Below are 17,393 nucleotides of genomic sequence, written 5' to 3' on the forward strand. Positions count from 1 at the left end.
TACCGGTAACATGTTATCGGTAACAATATCGAGGGAAATGTTCTTGGTTGCAATTGGCTTCAGCAGGCAGGATCGCTAACTGTGATCGGCTTCATGGTTTTGGTTGGTAGTGAAACAAGATCCCTACAGGGAGTCACAGAAATACAACAGAAACGGCTTGCCTCCCACCTCGGCCGCTTGGCCAAGATGGGGGCTGGTGAGAGGGTTAACGCACCCCACCATATTCAAGGCTGATCTCTTTTGCCGCGTGTATCACCAGGGCTCCAAGTTCTGTTACACGATCGTCAGTAATACGTGAAACCGGGCCGGAGATAGAGATAGCCGCAAAAGCCTCGCGGTGTTCGTCAAAAATACAGGCCGCCACGCAGCGCAGGCCGAGCGCATGTTCTTCATCATCAAACGAAAACCCCTGCTTGCGGATCAGCGCCAACCCCTCTTTCAGGTTATGCGGTGTCAGGGTATGTGCGGTATAGGTGTGCATGCCTTTTTTATGCAGCAGCTTGGTAACCTGAGCGTCTGACAGCGTGGCCAGGAAGGCTTTGCCTGCGCCAGAGGCATGCATCGGTAATTTACCGCCGATCGGGGCTGACATACGCATCAGTGCGGTGCATTGCACCTGATCGATAATCACGGCCTGATATTCGCTGGTATCCAGTACCGCCAGATTAACCGTTTCGCCCGATTCCTCCATCAGGCGGCGCAGCGTTGGGTGCACCATCGCCAGCAGGTTGCGGCTTTGCAGGAAACTGCTGCCGACCACAAAAGCATGTGCGCCGATGGTCCATAGGCCCAGATCGCCCACTTGGCGCACGAACCCTTGTTGTTGCATGGTGGTGAGCAGGCGATGGGTAGTGGAATTAGGTAATCCAGCCTGTTGGGCCAGATCGGTGAGCGCCACATTCCCCTGTGCTTCGGCAATATATTCCAGTAGCTTCAGGCCGCGAGTCAGTGACTGAACCTGGCCAGTGGCGGCACTGGTGGCGGGTGCTGCGGCGCGCGGTTTCTTGCCGCGTTTGGCGGGTACGGGTGTGGCCATGGCTCACCTCTATTTTCCGTATGGTGGAATTCATTTTCGTTTTTTGAGTATGAATTGCAAGGGGCATCTTTACTCATCGGATCTGTTGGCTAAGCAACCGGTGCTCGAATTATTTAGAGTATGAAAAACTCTCAATACCTGTTCACCCCCCTGCGGGCCTAACCTGTGCTAGGATGGCTCGTTTATTTGGGCGATGGCGATTATCTATATCTGGCCGCTGGCAAGTCGGCGGAGATAAGGGGTGACAGTGACGAATCGAGTGGAACAACTGCGCCAGCAGTTAGCGCAGCGTATTTTAGTGTTGGACGGCGGTATGGGCACTATGATCCAGAGTTATCGGCTGGAGGAGCAGGATTACCGTGGGGAACGTTTTGCTGATTGGCAAAGCGATCTGAAAGGCAACAACGATTTGCTGGTGCTGACCAAGCCAGAGGTGATCACGGCGATTCATCATGGCTATTTGGAGGCCGGCGCCGATATTCTGGAAACCAACACCTTCAATGCCACCTCGATTGCCATGGCCGACTACCAGATGGCGTCGCTGTCTGCCGAGATTAACCATCAGGCCGCGTTGCTGGCTCGCGCCTGTGCCGATGAATGGACTGCACGTACCCCGCAAAAACCGCGCTACGTCGCTGGGGTGCTGGGCCCAACCAATCGCACCGCGTCGATTTCACCCAATGTTAACGATCCGGCATTTCGTAATGTTTCTTTCGATCAGCTGGTGGAAGCCTACCGCGAATCGACCCGCGCGCTGGTGGCAGGCGGTGTCGATCTGATTATGATCGAAACCATTTTCGATACCCTGAATGCCAAAGCCGCAGCCTTTGCGGTAGAAACCGAATTTGAAGCCTTGGGTGTGACGTTGCCGATCATGATTTCCGGCACCATTACCGATGCTTCTGGCCGCACCCTGTCCGGCCAAACCACCGAAGCCTTCTACAATTCGCTGCGCCACGTTAAGCCACTGACCTTCGGCCTGAACTGTGCGCTTGGCCCGGATGAACTGCGCCAATATGTGGCGGAACTGGCGCGCATTTCTGAAAGTTATGTCACTGCGCACCCTAATGCCGGTTTACCGAACGCTTTTGGTGAATACGATCTGGATGCTGAAGCAATGGCAGAACAGGTCGGCGAATGGGCGCATGCGGGTTTCCTGAATATCATCGGCGGTTGCTGCGGCACCACGCCAGCCCATATCGCCGCGATGGCGCAGGCGGTAGAGGGCGTGCCGCCCCGCAAGCTGCCAGAGCTGCCGGTGGCTTGCCGTTTATCCGGCCTGGAACCGCTGAATATTGATGTTACATCGCTGTTCGTCAACGTGGGCGAACGCACCAACGTTACCGGCTCGGCTCGTTTCAAACGCTTGATCAAAGAAGAAAAATACAGCGAAGCGCTGGCTGTGGCGCGCCAGCAGGTGGAAAGCGGTGCACAAATCATCGACATCAACATGGATGAGGGGATGCTCGACGCCGAAGCGGCGATGGTGCGCTTCCTTAACCTGATCGCCGGTGAGCCGGATATTGCCCGTGTGCCGATTATGATCGACTCCTCCAAATGGAGCGTGATCGAAAAAGGGCTGAAATGCATTCAGGGCAAGGGCATCGTTAACTCGATCTCAATGAAAGAAGGTGAAGAAGCCTTTATTCACCATGCCAAACTGGTGCGCCGCTACGGTGCCGCAGTGGTGGTGATGGCGTTTGATGAAGTGGGTCAGGCCGATACCCGCGAGCGCAAGTTCGAGATTTGCCGCCGTGCTTATCAGATTCTCACTGAACGCGTCGGCTTCCCGCCGGAAGACATCATTTTTGACCCGAATATTTTCGCTGTTGCTACCGGGATCGAGGAGCATAACAACTACGCCGTTGACTTTATCGAAGCCTGCGGTGATATCAAAACCCATCTGCCGCACGCGATGATCTCCGGTGGTGTCTCCAACGTCTCGTTCTCGTTCCGTGGTAACGAACCGGTGCGTGAAGCGATTCACGCGGTATTCCTGTATCACGCCATCCGTAACGGTATGGATATGGGGATCGTCAACGCTGGGCAACTGGCGATTTACGACGATCTGAGCACCGAGCTGCGCGATGCGGTGGAGGATGTGGTGCTCAACCGCCGCCCGGACGGCACCGAACGCTTGCTGGAACTGGCAGAAAAATACCGTGGCAACAAAGAAGGTGAAGTGGCGGTACAGCAGGCTGAATGGCGCGGCTGGCCGGTGGCAAAACGCCTGGAATACTCACTGGTTAAAGGCATCACTGAGTTTATTGAACTCGACACCGAAGAGGCGCGCCAGCAAGCCGAGCGCCCGATCGAAGTGATCGAGGGGCCGTTGATGGCTGGAATGAACGTGGTGGGCGATTTGTTCGGCGAAGGGAAAATGTTCCTGCCGCAGGTGGTGAAATCTGCCCGCGTGATGAAGCAGGCGGTGGCTTATCTCGAACCCTATATTGAAGCCAGCAAACAGAAAGGCAGCACGGCGGGCAAGATCCTGCTGGCGACGGTGAAGGGCGATGTGCATGACATTGGCAAGAATATCGTTGGCGTAGTGCTGCAATGTAATAACTACGAAATTATCGATCTGGGCGTGATGGTGCCGACGGACAAAATCCTCAAGACCGCACGCGAACAGAAGGTGGATATTATCGGCCTGTCGGGCCTGATCACCCCGTCGCTGGACGAGATGGTGAACGTAGCGAAAGAGATGGAGCGTCAGGGCTTTACCCTGCCGTTGCTGATCGGCGGTGCGACTACCTCTAAGGCGCACACCGCAGTGAAAATCGAACAGAACTACAGCGGGCCGACCACTTACGTGCAAAACGCCTCGCGTACCGTTGGTGTGGTATCGGCGCTGCTGTCGGATAGCCAACGTGACGAGTTTGTTGTCCGCACACGCAAAGAATACGAAACCGTGCGTATCCAGCACGGGCGCAAAAAACCGCGCACGCCGCCGGTCAGTTTGCAACAGGCGCGGGATAACGCCATGGTGCTGGATTGGGCAAACTACCAGCCACCGGTGCCGAACCAACTGGGGGTATTCCCGGTCACTGCGAGCATCAACCAACTGCGCCACTATATCGACTGGACGCCGTTCTTTATGACCTGGTCGCTGGCGGGCAAATATCCGCGCATTCTGGAAGATGAGGTGGTGGGGGAAGAAGCCAAACGCCTGTTCCACGATGCCAATCAGATGCTGGATCAACTGGCAGCCAGCGGCAGCCTCAACCCACGCGGCGTCTACGGCCTGTTCCCGGCTAACCGAGTCGGTGACGATGTTGAAGTTTACCGCGATGAAAACCGTGACGAATTGCTGGTGGTCAGCCGCCACCTGCGCCAGCAGACCGAAAAAACCGACTTCCCGAACTACTGTCTGGCGGATTTTGTGGCGCCGAAAAGCAGCGGTAAAGCGGATTATTTTGGCGCGTTTGCCGTCACTGGCGGTTTGGAAGAGGATGCGCTGGCGGAGGCCTATGATGCCAAGCACGATGATTACAACAAAATCATGGTGAAGGCGTTGTCGGATCGCTTAGCGGAAGCCTTTGCCGAATATCTGCATGAGCAGGTGCGTAAGCTGCACTGGGGCTATGCAGCGGATGAAAATCTGAGTAACGAAGAACTGATCCGGGAAAACTATCAGGGTATCCGCCCGGCACCCGGCTATCCAGCCTGCCCGGAGCATACCGAAAAAGCCGAGATCTGGCAGTTGCTGGAGGTTCACCGCCATACCGGCATGGAATTGACCGAATCTTTTGCCATGTGGCCAGGGGCAGCGGTTTCCGGTTGGTATTTCAGCCACCCAGAGAGCAAATATTTTGCCGTGGCGCAAATTCAGCGCGATCAGGTGGAGGATTACGCGGTGCGCAAAGGGATGAGTGTTAGCGAGGTTGAACGCTGGTTGGCCCCGAATCTGGGGTACGACGCGGATAATTGATCTCCCTGTGGTCTTGTGCCGTACAGGGATAGACAAACGTTGCGAGCGCATGGATGCGCAAGAGCGGCCAACTTGAAATCCATAGGGTAGATGAACTGCAAAAGCTGAAAACTTTGGTGCTGGAGTAAGTCTGATTTAAGGGAATACCTACCGTGTCTATTGTTGAACTATTAAGGCTGCATCCGGTGATTGCAGCGGTAAAAGATCATGAAAGCCTACAGATTGCGGTGAAGTCGGATTGCCAGATTATCTCTGTGCTGTACGGCAATATCTGCAATATTGGCCGCATCGTGCAGCAGATTAAAGAGGCTGGTAAGTATGCTTTCGTGCATGTTGACTTGCTGGAGGGCAGTTCCAACAAAGAAATCGTGATCAATTTCCTGAAAATTGTTACGGCTGCTGATGGCATTATCAGCACCAAAGCGGCGATGGTGAAAGCCGCGCGGCAGCACGGTTTTTACGCTATTCATCGGTTGTTTATCATGGACTCCATTTCCTTTCACAATATTGATAAACAAGTTGCGCAATCAACGCCGGACTGCATCGAAATCCTGCCGGGGTGTATGCCTAAAGTGCTGGGCTGGGTGGCAGAGAAAATCGATTTGCCGATTATCGCCGGTGGGCTGGTGTGCGACGAAGACGATGCGCAAACTGCGCTGCGCGCTGGAGCGATTGCGGTTGCGACGACTAATCATGATGTGTGGAAATTGAAGCTGTAATGGAAGATAAGGCTTAAAACTAATCTATCCTTTCTCTTTTTGGGGCTGTCCCGGCAAGGTGGACACAGATGTTAACGCCACTGAAGGCGCCGAACGCAGACGCAGCGCATAGGCGAAACCGCCATGGACGCCTGTCGTAGCCGGCCGTGATGCGCTGTGGCGCAGTGAGGGTAACCGCATAGCGGTCGCCTGATATGGCAAGGGCCGGGGTGCAGGGGGCTGGCTCTTGAGCCCCCTGCTCGGGCGCATTATATGTGCTTGCAGATGAAGGCAGTATCTTTAGCGCACGAAATGAATACTCATCCCAATCGGTGAACAAAAAACAGCTCGTAAAGAGAGACGCAATACAGGGCCTCTAATCCACCAATGGGCTGAGTGCCTGTAACAACGGATCAAGGTGCTTGTTCACCTGCTGGTAAACCTGCTGATTCAGTTGATTGTAGAACCGGTGGTTGTTGATATCCGGTACAAAACTGTCGCCCATCCGCACCAGTTTCTGCGCCGCCTGCTCGTAATCGTTGAACACCCCCACTGCCATTCCGGCGTTGATGGCGCAGCCGACCGCAGCGGAACCTTTCATGATGTTGCGGCAGGTTGGGATGCCAAACACATCAGCGAAAATCTGCATAAACAGATCGCTATTGGCCCCGCCGCCGGAAATAATCAGGCTCTTGAACGGCGTGGCCAGCTCTTGCGCCATCTTATCCATATGATTTTTCATGGTGAAAGCGATGCCTTCCAGCACTGAGCGGTACATGTGTGCCCGCGTATGGCGGCCATCAAAACCGATCATGGCACCTTTGCGGAATTCGGCTTCGGAAGGCGGCGCCCAGTCGTGTACGGTGATGAGCCCTTCACAACCGGCTGGTACACATTCAGCTTCCTGATTGAGTAATTCTTCGATACTGACCCCGGCATCATGGGCTTCTGAAAGAGCTGCTGCGCCAAACTGATCGCGGAACCAACTGATGGTCCACATGCCGCGCCGCACGCCCATGCATTCATACAGATAACGACCAGGGATCGACGCCTGGAACGGCCAGAAGTTTTGCGCATCCTTAACGTTGGCATGGCCGTGTACCATGGCACCGATGTAAGTACCGAGGGAAATGAGCGCCACGCCTTCATCAAGGGAACCAGCACCCAAAGCTTCCACCGCTTTATCATGTGCCGTGGCGACCACGGGAATACCGGCTGGTACGCCAAGCTGTTGCGCCACCTGCTGGGTGATGTGGCCAAGAATCTCACCCGGTTTCACCACTTCCAGCACCATCTCGCGCGTCAGATTACAGCTTTGCCAGGCGGCGGGATCGGTGCTCCAATCCAGAGTGTCATTGTCCATCGGCCACCAGCCGATATAGTTGGCGCAGGTATCTTTAAATTCGCCGGTCAGGCGATGGGTAATATAACCGGAAGTCGTGGTGACGTACTTCACCCCTGCATAGGCATCAATATATTCATAGGGCTTATTCAAACGCTTATCCATCCAGTTAATCACCGGATAAGCCAACTCGCCGTTGGCCTTCAGCAAGACGCGGCAGCAACGCACGATGCACAGCCCCATGGCCAGAATATCCTGTGGCCTGCCGCCGCGCTCCCCCAAACGCTGCATGGCTCGGCGGAATGCCACCTTGAGCGAATCCCATAAATCATCATCCGGGTGCTCCGCCAGCAGCGGTGCGGGGATATCCATCTTGCGGAGTTGCTGTTTTCCCTCACAAATCGCATTACCGTCCAGATCAAAGATAACCACTTTCGCGCTTTGGGTGCCGACATCGACACCCATCAGGTATTTGCTTTTCATGTCGCCCTTCCTCAAGGAGATTAGTTATTCGGTCACTGGCTGCCCGGTGGTGTTTTTAGCACTGGCGCGTTTGATATTGCTAAACAGCAGGAAGGTGAATACCACCACCAGGCAGGTGGCTCCCAGCCCCATTAACCACATGTTGCGATAGGCATCGGCAGCGGGCAGTGTATCCTGCCAGTGACCGACCACCGGATAGACAAACACATCGGGCAGAAAACCGATCACTGAACAGATACCGACGGTGGTGCCCATGATGTATTTTGGCGTTCTGGCTTCACCGATACAGGCAAAGTACAACCCGCGTGAGGCGTAACAGGCAAAGGCCAGCAGCAGGATCAGGCCAATACCGACAGCGACAGAGGTTGGATTCTGGTTGGTTATCAGCAGCAAGGCCAGGGTGGCAATGCTCACCAGGGCCAATAATTGAATTACCCGAGTTGGAGATTTCAGGCGGGTATAAGTGGTGATCAATCCCCCCAGCGGGCCACACATGGCGCGGAAGATTTTGTTGATCACAATCCCCATGTAACTGGCGGCGACCAACGTCATGCCATACATTTCGGTCAGGTAATTGGTGGAGTAACTGAGGATGGCGTAAATGGTATACACGCCGAAAATAATCATGCTGCAATACCAGGTGGTGCTGATTTTGAGCACCGAGATAATGTCGTTCAGGCTGAATGCCCGTGGTTTTTCTGCGGCGTCGGTTGTGGTCGTGAAGCCATCACTGACAAAAAACCAACACAGAACACCCAGCAGAATATAGACGCCGCTGTAAATCAGGATCACGCTTTTCAGGCTATTGGGGTTTTCTGGCGCGAACAGCGAGAAAATCCACATGGTGAACACCGCCAGTGCCATCACGCCAACGCCGCGCAATCCTTCCATCCAACCCATGATTTTGCCTTGTTCCTCATGGTTGCCCAGCAGGGAAGCGGCCTTGATCGACACTGACCAGAGCATCAGAATCGTGGTGATGGCAAAGGCGACCTGAATCAGGATCATCACCCAGAATGGAGGGTAAACCGCCATCAGCAACCCCAGCAGGCCGGTGGCGATCATCGCAAAGGTCATCATCTTTTTATGGGAAAATTTATCGGCGATAATTCCGCTAGGCGCATATAAAATAATCGCGGTAATCCCGAAGGTACTCATAATCAGCCCAATTTCGGTATTGGAGAAACCCATAAACTTTGCCATGGGAATTTGATAAATATAGCGAAGATAAGCCAAATCGAAACTTACTCCGCCGCTGATGCTTATTATGGCTAGCGTTAACCAACGGTGGGAATTAGGTTTTTCCATATGCTCCGGTTCCGCATAAATAGGCTGAGTTAAATAAAAAAAGAGAAAAGCAGGCTTCCCGCAAGGCAGGAAGTTACTTTTCTCTTCGTCTCTTTCAGTAACTGTATTAATAAATAACATGATGTTGATGAATTCATCTGTGAGAGTTATCACAAAATCGAAGTGGCTCTAATTTATTAAATATTACCGTTCAATAAATTATCATGATATTCATCGGTAAATGAAAATAAAGATTAATGAGAGTTGCCGCTTGCGATAGCGGAATAAAATTGTGATTATTGTCACGGAATAACGTAGGGTATATGTGCTATTTTTTTAGTAGTTACTAGAGACGATGAGAAAAGTAACTTCTCTGCTGATGGCGGGGGAGCTTATTTTTCTCTTTTTTTTGCGTTTTTTCTGGGCCAAGGGGCAATATCATGTCATTAAACGCGTTAAATGAGTTCTCATTGGATTTCTTTTCTCTGAAAGGTAAAACGGCCATTGTTACCGGAGGGAACAGCGGGCTGGGGCAGGCATTTGCCGTAGCGCTGGCCAAAGCGGGCGCCAATCTGTTTATTCCCAGCTTTATCATGGATCAGGGCCAAACCCGTGAACTCATTGAGCAACAAGGGGTTAAGGTTGAGTTTATGCAGGTGGACATCACCGAGAAAGGCGCTCCGGCCAGAGTGATTGCACAATGCCTGGAAACCTTTGGTACGGTGGATATTCTGGTGAATAACGCCGGTATTTGTAAGCTGAACAAGGTATTGGATTTTGGCCGTGCAGATTGGGACCCGATGATTGACATCAACCTGACGGCGGCGTTTGAACTGAGCTATGAAGCGGCAAAAATTATGATCCCGAGAAAACAAGGGAAAATAATCAATATTTGCTCTTTATTTTCTTATCTCGGTGGGCAATGGTCACCGGCTTATTCGGCAACTAAACATGCGCTTGCCGGTTTTACCAAAGCTTATTGTGATGAATTAGGGCAATATAATATTCAAGTTAATGGTATTGCACCGGGTTATTATGCAACGGATATCACAGTAGAAACCCGTAAAAACCCGGAAACTAACAAACGCGTCCTCGATCATATTCCAGCAAACCGTTGGGGTGAAACACAGGATTTGATGGGAGCCATGGTGTTTTTAGCCAGCCGGGCATCAAATTATGTTAATGGGCATTTGCTGGTAGTCGATGGCGGTTATTTGGTGCGTTAGAAACAAGGTGGTTTCTATTTTTATACCCTTTGCCTGGCAATCTGTTGTGTGATTGGTCGCATATATTTATTCCGGTTGCTTATTATTAATAAGCCTACCGGTATGTGCTTTCCATAAATCAATAGCCATTGGGTAAATGTGGTTTTTATATTTTAAGTGAAATTTAACATCAGAAAGAGGTAATTATGTCTCTGTCTCGTGAAGATATTGTCATTCATCTGAAAGAAATTGTTGGCTCTGAACGTGTCATTACCGATGAGCAAGTGCTGCAAAAAAACAGCGTTGATCGTTTTAGAAAATATGCCGATATTCATGGCGTATTTACCCAGCCGCTACCGGCTGCGGTGGTGAAACTGGCGAATACCCAGCAGGTGTCCGATGTGCTGGCGTTTATGAATAAGCACGGAATCAACGGCGTGCCGCGTACCGGCGCTTCGGCTACCGAGGGTGGCCTGGAAACGGTGGTGAAGAATTCGGTGGTGCTGGACGGTTCCGCGATGAACAGCATCATCAGCATTGATATCCGTAATATGCAAGCCACAGCACAGTGTGGCGTACCGCTGGAAGTGCTGGAAAATCAACTGCGTGCCCAAGGGTATACCACCGGGCACTCTCCGCAGTCCAAACCGCTGGCGCAGATGGGCGGCCTGGTTGCAACGCGCAGTATCGGCCAGTTTTCCACGTTGTATGGAGCGATTGAAGATATGGTGGTCGGGCTGGAAGCCGTATTCCCGAACGGCAACATCACCCGCATCAAAAACGTGCCGCGCCGTGCGGCCGGGCCGGATATCCGCCATGTGATTATCGGTAACGAAGGGGCACTGTGTTTTATCACCGAAGTGACGGTGAAGATTTTCAAATACATGCCAGAAAACAACCTGTTCTACGGTTACGTTCTCGATAATATGCAAACCGGTTTCAACATCCTGCGTGAAGTGATGGTCGAAGGCTATCGCCCCTCCATTGCCCGCCTGTATGACGCAGAAGATGGCATGCAGCACTTTACCCATTTTGCCGACGGGCGCTGCGTGTTGATTTTTATGGCCGAAGGAGCGAAAAACATCGCGCAGGCCACCGGGGCAGGTATCGAGGAAATCGTAGAACGTTATCCAGAATGCCAGCAGGTCGACAGCAAGCTGATTGAAACCTGGTTCAACAACCTGAACTGGGGCCCGGATAAAGTAGCGGCAGAACGGGTACAGATCATGAAGACCAACAATATGGGTTTCACCACCGAAGTCTCTGGAGATTGGGCCAGCATCAATACCATTTACCAGAACGTGATCCGCCGTATCCGTGATGAATTCCCGCATGCGGGGGATATCACCATGTTGGGGGGGCATTCATCCCACAGCTATATCAACGGCACCAATATGTACTTTGTGTATGACTACAACGTGGTGGATTGCAAACCGGAAGATGAGATCGACAAGTATCATAATCCGCTGAACAAAATCATCGTGGAGGAAACCATCAAACAGGGCGGCTCAATGGTGCATCACCACGGTATCGGCAAACACCGGGTGCATTGGACCAAGGATGAACACGGTAGCGCCTACTACATCCTCAAAGCGTTGAAAGAGGTGTATGACCCGAACGGCATTATGAATACGGGCACTATCTATCCAATTGAGAAATAAAAACGACGATGGCCCGGTAAACCGGGCCTTTTGCGCTGAAACATGGGGGCTACGATGGCACCACGATCACCTCAGCAAGTGCGTATGGATGATGTTCCGCTCAACGCTTTTCATCTGAAAATCGCTGGGCTGACTTTTGGTGCACATCTTACTGACGGCTATGTGTTGGGGGTCATTGGCTTTGCGCTGGCACAACTGAAACCACAGATGGCCCTGACGCCGTTTTGGGAAGGAATGATCGGCAGTTCGGCGCTGATCGGCCTGTTTTTGGGCAGCCTGGTATTGGGCTGGCTTTCCGATCGTATCGGGCGGCAGAAGATCTTCAGCTTTAGCTTTGTGATTATTACGTTGGCCTCAGTGATGCAGTTTTTTGCCGCTACACCGGAACAGTTATTCTGGCTGCGGGTGCTGGTGGGGGTAGGGTTGGGGGGCGATTATGCGGTTGGCCATACCATGCTGGCAGAGTTTTCTCCGCGCAAGCATCGCGGTATTTTGCTGGGTTCATTCAGCGTGATCTGGACGTTGGGCTACGTTGCCGCCGGTTTTGCTGGCCATTTTCTGGCCGAGTTGGGGCCGGATTCCTGGCGCTGGCTGTTGGCTTCCAGTGCGGTTCCGGCGTTGTTGATCATGCTGTTGCGCATTGGTACGCCGGAATCTCCACGTTGGCTGATGCGTAAAGGGCGGATTGCCGAAGCACATCAGGTGGTACGGCGTTGTTTTGGCCCGCAGGTGATCCTCAATGATGAAATTCCGGTGGAAAGTGCGCGCCATCTCCGCACCCTGTTTTCGGCACGTTACTGGCGGCGTACCGCATTTAACAGCCTGTTTTTTGTCTGCCTGGTGATCCCGTATTTCGCTATCTATACCTTTCTGCCCTCAATCCTCACCACCTTGGGGCAAAGCCAGAACTTTGCTACCGATCTGTTGCTCAATGCGTTACTGATGGTCGGGGCATTGCTGGGTATTATGTTGACCCAATGGCTGCCGCGCCGCCGTTTCCTGATTGGTTCGTTCTGGATCCTGGCTGCGAGCTTGGGCGCGTTGGCGCTGGTGCCGCCGGGCCAAGGTGCGATACCGTTGTTTGCCCTGTTTACGCTGACGATTTCTGCGGTGAGTAATTTGGTTGGGGTGTTCCCGGCAGAAAGTTTTCCGACGGATATCCGTTCATTAGGGGTGGGTTTTGCTACCTCAATGAGCCGGCTGGGTTCGGCGATCAGTACCGGCTTGCTGCCACTGTCAATGATTTATTTAGGCTTGCAGACCACCATGTTGATCCTGACCGGTGTATTGGTGCTGGGGGCATGGGTTTCAATATTGTGGGCACCAGAAACCAAGGATTTGACGCTGGTTGGTGCTTCCTCGGTAAAACCGTTAAATGCCCACTGACAGGAGAAGTGAATGAATCTGCTGTTGGCCGTCAAGGTGGCGCCGGATCTGAGTATGTTAGCGCAACAGGACTGGCAGCCTGATGCGCAGTGGCGGATTGACGTCAGTTTCACCCGGCGCTTGCTGAATGGTTTTGACGAAAGTGCGGCAGAAATGGCGCTGATGCTGCGTGATGCGATGGATCTCAACCTGAGCGTATTCACCGTGGCGGATGCGGCAGCCGAACCGGCCCTGAAACAATTGCTGGCCCTGGAGTACCAGCAGGCGATGCGTGTTGAACCACCGGCAGATTGGGATTTGCGGTTTAACCCAGCCATGGTCGCGACCTTAATCGCTGCCTATCACCAGCAGATTGCCGAACAGACGGTGATTATATTGGGGGAACAAAGCAGTGAGGGGCAGAACGGTCAAACGCCGTTGCTGTTGGCGGAACGCTTGAACTGGCCCTGTATCACCGGGGTTTGCCAACTGGAACCGGCGGCGGAGGCAGGGGCTTTGCGGGTGACCCGGCAATCTGCTTACGGTCTGGAAGTGATGACGGTGAAACCGCCGCTGGTGCTGGCGGTGGGGAATTCGCCACAGGCGAGTGTGCTCCGTGTTCCTACGTTGAAACAGAAGTTGGCAGCGAGTAAACGGCAAATCCAGCGCCTGACGCTGGCCGAGCTGGCTTTGCCTGCATGGCCGCCTGTTGAGGTTCGGCTGTGTGGTTTAACGCACTTGGCGCACCAGCGCGCCGGGGTGCTGATTGAGGGGGATTCTGTGGTGCAGAAAGTGCAACGGTTGTATCACGAGTATCTCCGTGAACGGTGGCAGCCATGAATATTGCGTTGATCATGGATGCTGATGCGCCCGATTTTTATTCGCATGCCTACTCTATCAACCAATTCCTGAAAAAAAGTGAACTCACTTCGCTACGTATGGAGCTGTGGCTATTCAGCCAGCAGGCACCGCAGCACCAGCCGCAGTTGGCGGGGGAAATCGCACATATCCGCTGGGCTGATGTTCCCCGGCTGACGGAAACCCGGCTGGCCGTGTTGGAGCAGATGCATCAGGTTTTTATGCCGCAGATGCTGTTGTTTGCCGGTAACGAAGGGGGAGAATTGGCAACGCGCCTGGCCTGCCGGATAGCGGGGGCTGCCTGCTGCCATGTTGAGCAGATACGCATTGATGGTGAGGAATGCTGGGTGCATAAGGGGGTTTATGGCAATCATTTGTCTGCCGAATTGGCATTGGGTAAGGCTCCCTGGTGCCTGGGGGTGGCGCGCTGCGGCGCTCGCAGGCTGGAACCTGGTTCAGCTCCACTGTTTGCCGAACGCTTTATACCTGCCAGGATACCTGACGCTGAGTGGTTATTGGCAACAGAATGTATTCCGCAGGCGGTGGAGCCCTTACTGAATCAGGCTCGCTATGTGTTGGCGGTGGGGGAAGGGGCCGGTAGTGCGCGGCAGGTGGCGCATTTGCAGCAATGGGCAGCAAGCCAAGGGGCTGAACTGGCCGCCAGCAGGCCGGTGGTGATGAATGCCTGGTGTGGCATGGAACGCCTGTTGGGGATGTCGGGGGCGATGATTGCGCCTGAGGTTTGTATCGCCGCCGGGGTTTCTGGTGCCCCGGCGTTTGCCATCGGGATTCGTCACAGCCGCTTTATCGTGGCGATCAACAGCGACCCGCAGGCGGCGATTTTCGCCCAGGCCGATGTTGGCATTGTGGGCGATATGCATGATGTACTGAATGAACTAGCTAACGTTCTTCAACCAAAACGGAACTCAACGCCATAACCCGCCTCTGGGTAACTCCAGCGGGCAAGGGTTGTTTCCCCACACAGTAGACGGCAAACACCACATTCCAGGCAACCATGGACATCGAAACGCAGGCTACCGTCCGCTTGCAACTGATATAGCCCGGCAGGGCAAGCGATAACCAGGCGCATCAGCATGCTGCGATCTGGTTCATCGGCCAGAATGATATGTGGATGGGTATTATCCACTTGGTAATGATTGTGGCTCAGATCCGGCGGGTTCATAGGCTGCGTATTCCATTGACAGTGTCTTTGAGTAATTGCCTTAAACCGATGCGGCGCGCATGTCGCCACAGTAATTTGCGTAACGGTGAGGGGGCATCGCCGTTGACTGTAAACATCTCTTGCAGCACATCAGCCGCTAATTGTGGGTAGCGGGTGAACCAGTGTGGCGACTGTAGCATCACTTCCGGCAGGCGGCGATATTGCTGGATCAGCGTCCAGAGAGTACTTTGCCGCAGCCGCAGCGGATAGTGCTCCAGATCCTGCCCGGCAATCAGGGTTTCAGCCGCTGCCTGTGCCGACAACATAGCCAAATCCATCCCACGTACCGTATGACCGGTGTTGATACACAGCCGTGCGGCGTCGCTGATCAGCAGATAACCGGGGCCGTACAGGGGGGGAATACTCTTGGCTCCGCCTTCAGGGATCAGATGTGCGCTGTATTCGCGCAATTCACTGTGTTTCAGCAATGGCCGCACGGCCGGGTGCTGTTTGAACTGCTGCAACATCTGCGGCAGAGCGATTTCGCTGTCGGCCAGGCTGGAGAGATTGCAGACGACGCCAAGCGACAGGCTGTCGCGATTGGTATACAGGAAGCCACCCCCGACTTTCCCCTGTGTGGGCTGACCAGCGAACAGCCAGGCGCAGCCGCCGCTATCATCCAGCGCGAAGCGGTCTTCCAGGCGCTCGCGGGGCAATGCCAGCACCTCTTTGACGCCAACGGCCATGGTAGCGACGGGCGGTTTAGCCTGAAGGTGGAACCGTTCACTCAGTAGCGTATTAGCCCCTTCTGCCAGGATCACCGTTTTGGCAGAGAGCGCTTCACCCGCCGCCATAACGCCGGTCACCCGCCCCTGTTGCACGATCAGTTCATCAACGTTGACGCCGGTCAGGCACTGCGCGCCAGCGGCCTCGGCCTGTGCCAGCAGCCAGGGATCAAAACGCGCCCGCAGCAGGCTGTAAGAGCAGGGCAAAGGGTGGCGGTAATCAAGGGTGATCGCACTGTCGCCACTCAGTAGCGACAGCTTTTCCTGCGTAATGGGGCGTTCCAACGGCGCGGTTTTAGCAAAATCCGGGATCAACTGGCTGAGGGGATAAGTATATAGACGCCCACCGCTGACATTTTTGCTGCCTGCCTGTTGGCCGCGCTCCAGCAGCAACGTGTTGATACCGGCACGTGCCAGCAACAAAGCAGCAGTGCAACCGGCAATGCCGCCGCCAACGATAATGGTGGCAAAATCTTCCTGTCCCATTGGCGTTATCCCCGTGTGGTGAGTGGTTCAGAATAGCATTTGTCGCCATGCGTTTATTGATTCTGCACAGTTTCTATACTGACTCTTTCCACTACTAGGTGGGCAGGATTTAGGAGGGCGTTAACGGTAAAAAAGGGCCAGTGAATGGCCCTTCGGAACAGCAGAATAGGGGTTATTCTTTGTTGATCGGCCGACCAGACCAGTAACCGGCTAGCAAAGAACCGGAAAGGTTATGCCACACCGAGAACAGGGCGCCAGGCAATGCTGCCAGCGGCGAGAAATAAATCTTGCCCAACGTGGCCGCCAGTCCAGAGTTCTGCATACCCACTTCAATTGCCAATGTGCGGCAGGTGGATTCGTCAAACCCTAAGAGCTTGCCGCCCCAGTAACCACCCACTAACCCGATGCTGTTATGCAGGATCACCGCAATAATCACCACCAGCCCGACAGAAGCGATATGGCTCTGGCTGCCTGCTACCACGGCGCTGATGATGGTGACGATACAAACCATCGACAGCGCTGGCAGGAACGGCTCAATACGCTTTACCGTTTTGGTGAACGTATGGTGAACGATCAGCCCAAGGCCGATGGGGATCACCACGATTTGCAGGATACTCAATAACATCCCCATGATATCGACGCTGATTTCGGCGTCGACATACAGGCGCGTCAGCAGCGGGGTGGCAAACACGCCGACCAAGGTGGAGACAGCAGAAATGGTCACGGATAACGCCACATCGCCTTTAGCAAGATAAATCATCACGTTAGACGCCGTACCGCTGGCGACGCTGCCCACCAGCACCATACCGGCAGAGAGATCCGGCGGCATGCGAAACAGCATCGCCAGCAGCCACGCTGCCAGCGGCATAATCAGGTAATGCAGGAAAATCCCCGCCGCTACCGGGCCAGGGCGTGACAGTACGCGCTTAAAATCATCCAAGCGCAGCGTTACGCCCATGGCAAACATAATCAGCATCAGCAACGGGCTGACGTAAGCGCTGAGGCCGGTGAAGGTTGTGGGCGTGTAGTAAGCCACTACGGAGAGCAGCAGGGCCCACAGTGGGAATAAACGGGTTATTTTTGCCAGCATTGAT

At 53.8% G+C, this 17,393-nt stretch carries 13 protein-coding genes; 7 read left to right on the top strand and 6 right to left on the bottom strand.

Annotated elements, in window-relative coordinates; genetic code table 11:
• Window positions 1-205: 205 nt before the first annotated feature.
• Entirely contained in the window at window positions 206-1,036 is an 831-nt protein-coding gene (gene iclR / locus Z042_RS06235; RefSeq protein ID WP_024913368.1) for a glyoxylate bypass operon transcriptional repressor IclR, read from the bottom strand.
• Between the two features lie 241 nt (window positions 1,037-1,277).
• On the opposite strand from iclR, the gene metH reads away from it, so the two are divergent.
• Together metH and Z042_RS06245 are read left to right on the top strand one after the other, a co-directional pair.
• Complete coding sequence (gene metH / locus Z042_RS06240) at window positions 1,278-4,967, top strand: methionine synthase (RefSeq protein ID WP_335337258.1); 3,690 nt, start codon at window positions 1,278-1,280, stop codon at window positions 4,965-4,967.
• Between the two features lie 152 nt (window positions 4,968-5,119).
• Window positions 5,120-5,686, top strand: coding sequence for a glycerol-3-phosphate responsive antiterminator (locus Z042_RS06245; protein WP_024913366.1), 567 nt, complete (start codon window positions 5,120-5,122; stop codon window positions 5,684-5,686).
• 355 nt (window positions 5,687-6,041) lie between these two features.
• Here the strand turns inward: Z042_RS06245 and Z042_RS06250 are convergent, their stop codons facing one another.
• Window positions 6,042-7,490, bottom strand: a complete 1,449-nt coding sequence (locus Z042_RS06250; protein WP_024913365.1) for an FGGY-family carbohydrate kinase — start codon at window positions 7,488-7,490, stop codon at window positions 6,042-6,044.
• Window positions 7,491-7,514: 24 nt separating this feature from the next.
• On the bottom strand, window positions 7,515-8,798 hold the full coding sequence (locus tag Z042_RS06255) for an MFS transporter (RefSeq protein ID WP_024913364.1): 1,284 nt from the start codon (window positions 8,796-8,798) through the stop codon (window positions 7,515-7,517).
• A 419-nt stretch (window positions 8,799-9,217) separates the two neighbouring features.
• Here Z042_RS06255 and Z042_RS06260 point away from each other — a divergent pair, with 419 nt between their 5' ends.
• The 5 genes from Z042_RS06260 to Z042_RS06280 all read left to right on the top strand — a co-directional run bounded on the left by Z042_RS06260 (window position 9,218) and on the right by Z042_RS06280 (window position 14,804).
• Window positions 9,218-10,003 (top strand): SDR family oxidoreductase, encoded by a 786-nt coding sequence (locus Z042_RS06260; protein WP_024913363.1) that lies wholly within the window; start codon window positions 9,218-9,220, stop codon window positions 10,001-10,003.
• A 185-nt stretch (window positions 10,004-10,188) separates the two neighbouring features.
• A complete protein-coding gene (locus Z042_RS06265) occupies window positions 10,189-11,643 on the top strand; it encodes an FAD-binding oxidoreductase (protein ID WP_024913362.1) in 1,455 nt (484 codons plus the stop codon).
• Window positions 11,644-11,697: 54 nt separating this feature from the next.
• Window positions 11,698-13,029 carry an MFS transporter gene (locus Z042_RS06270; RefSeq protein ID WP_024913361.1) on the top strand — a complete coding sequence of 444 codons (1,332 nt, stop codon included), beginning with the start codon at window positions 11,698-11,700 and terminating at the stop codon, window positions 13,027-13,029.
• Between the two features lie 12 nt (window positions 13,030-13,041).
• On the top strand, window positions 13,042-13,848 hold the full coding sequence (locus tag Z042_RS06275; RefSeq protein ID WP_024913360.1) for an electron transfer flavoprotein subunit beta/FixA family protein: 807 nt from the start codon (window positions 13,042-13,044) through the stop codon (window positions 13,846-13,848).
• Window positions 13,845-14,804 carry an electron transfer flavoprotein subunit alpha/FixB family protein gene (locus Z042_RS06280; protein WP_024913359.1) on the top strand — a complete coding sequence of 320 codons (960 nt, stop codon included), beginning with the start codon at window positions 13,845-13,847 and terminating at the stop codon, window positions 14,802-14,804. Before Z042_RS06275 ends, Z042_RS06280 begins: the two co-directional genes overlap by 4 nt.
• Here Z042_RS06280 and Z042_RS06285 read toward each other — a convergent pair.
• The 3 genes from Z042_RS06285 to panS form a co-directional block, all read right to left on the bottom strand.
• Complete coding sequence (locus tag Z042_RS06285) at window positions 14,777-15,049, bottom strand: ferredoxin family protein (protein WP_024913358.1); 273 nt, start codon at window positions 15,047-15,049, stop codon at window positions 14,777-14,779. The two genes, Z042_RS06280 and Z042_RS06285, sit on opposite strands and share 28 nt — an antisense overlap.
• On the bottom strand, window positions 15,046-16,299 hold the full coding sequence (locus tag Z042_RS06290; protein WP_024913357.1) for an FAD-dependent oxidoreductase: 1,254 nt from the start codon (window positions 16,297-16,299) through the stop codon (window positions 15,046-15,048). The genes Z042_RS06285 and Z042_RS06290 overlap by 4 nt, the downstream gene beginning before the upstream one ends.
• Window positions 16,300-16,471: 172 nt before the next feature.
• The gene (panS, locus tag Z042_RS06295; RefSeq protein ID WP_024913356.1) at window positions 16,472-17,389 is read right to left on the bottom strand and encodes a ketopantoate/pantoate/pantothenate transporter PanS; all 918 of its coding nucleotides are present in this window, start codon (window positions 17,387-17,389) and stop codon (window positions 16,472-16,474) included.
• Between the last annotated feature and the right edge of the window lie 4 nt (window positions 17,390-17,393).

The organism is Chania multitudinisentens RB-25 (assembly GCF_000520015.2).
Classification (GTDB): Bacteria; Pseudomonadota; Gammaproteobacteria; order Enterobacterales; family Enterobacteriaceae; genus Chania; species Chania multitudinisentens.

Coding starts and splice junctions, on each gene's coding strand:
- Z042_RS06275 (WP_024913360.1), top strand. CDS start 13,042: ATGAATCTGCTGTTGGCCGTCAAGGTGGCGCCGGATCTGAGTATGTTA.
- Z042_RS06250 (WP_024913365.1), bottom strand. CDS start 7,490: ATGAAAAGCAAATACCTGATGGGTGTCGATGTCGGCACCCAAAGCGCG.
- Z042_RS06260 (WP_024913363.1), top strand. CDS start 9,218: ATGTCATTAAACGCGTTAAATGAGTTCTCATTGGATTTCTTTTCTCTG.
- Z042_RS06290 (WP_024913357.1), bottom strand. CDS start 16,299: ATGGGACAGGAAGATTTTGCCACCATTATCGTTGGCGGCGGCATTGCC.
- iclR (WP_024913368.1), bottom strand. CDS start 1,036: ATGGCCACACCCGTACCCGCCAAACGCGGCAAGAAACCGCGCGCCGCA.
- Z042_RS06285 (WP_024913358.1), bottom strand. CDS start 15,049: ATGAACCCGCCGGATCTGAGCCACAATCATTACCAAGTGGATAATACC.
- panS (WP_024913356.1), bottom strand. CDS start 17,389: ATGCTGGCAAAAATAACCCGTTTATTCCCACTGTGGGCCCTGCTGCTC.
- Z042_RS06270 (WP_024913361.1), top strand. CDS start 11,698: ATGGCACCACGATCACCTCAGCAAGTGCGTATGGATGATGTTCCGCTC.
- Z042_RS06265 (WP_024913362.1), top strand. CDS start 10,189: ATGTCTCTGTCTCGTGAAGATATTGTCATTCATCTGAAAGAAATTGTT.
- Z042_RS06255 (WP_024913364.1), bottom strand. CDS start 8,798: ATGGAAAAACCTAATTCCCACCGTTGGTTAACGCTAGCCATAATAAGC.
- Z042_RS06280 (WP_024913359.1), top strand. CDS start 13,845: ATGAATATTGCGTTGATCATGGATGCTGATGCGCCCGATTTTTATTCG.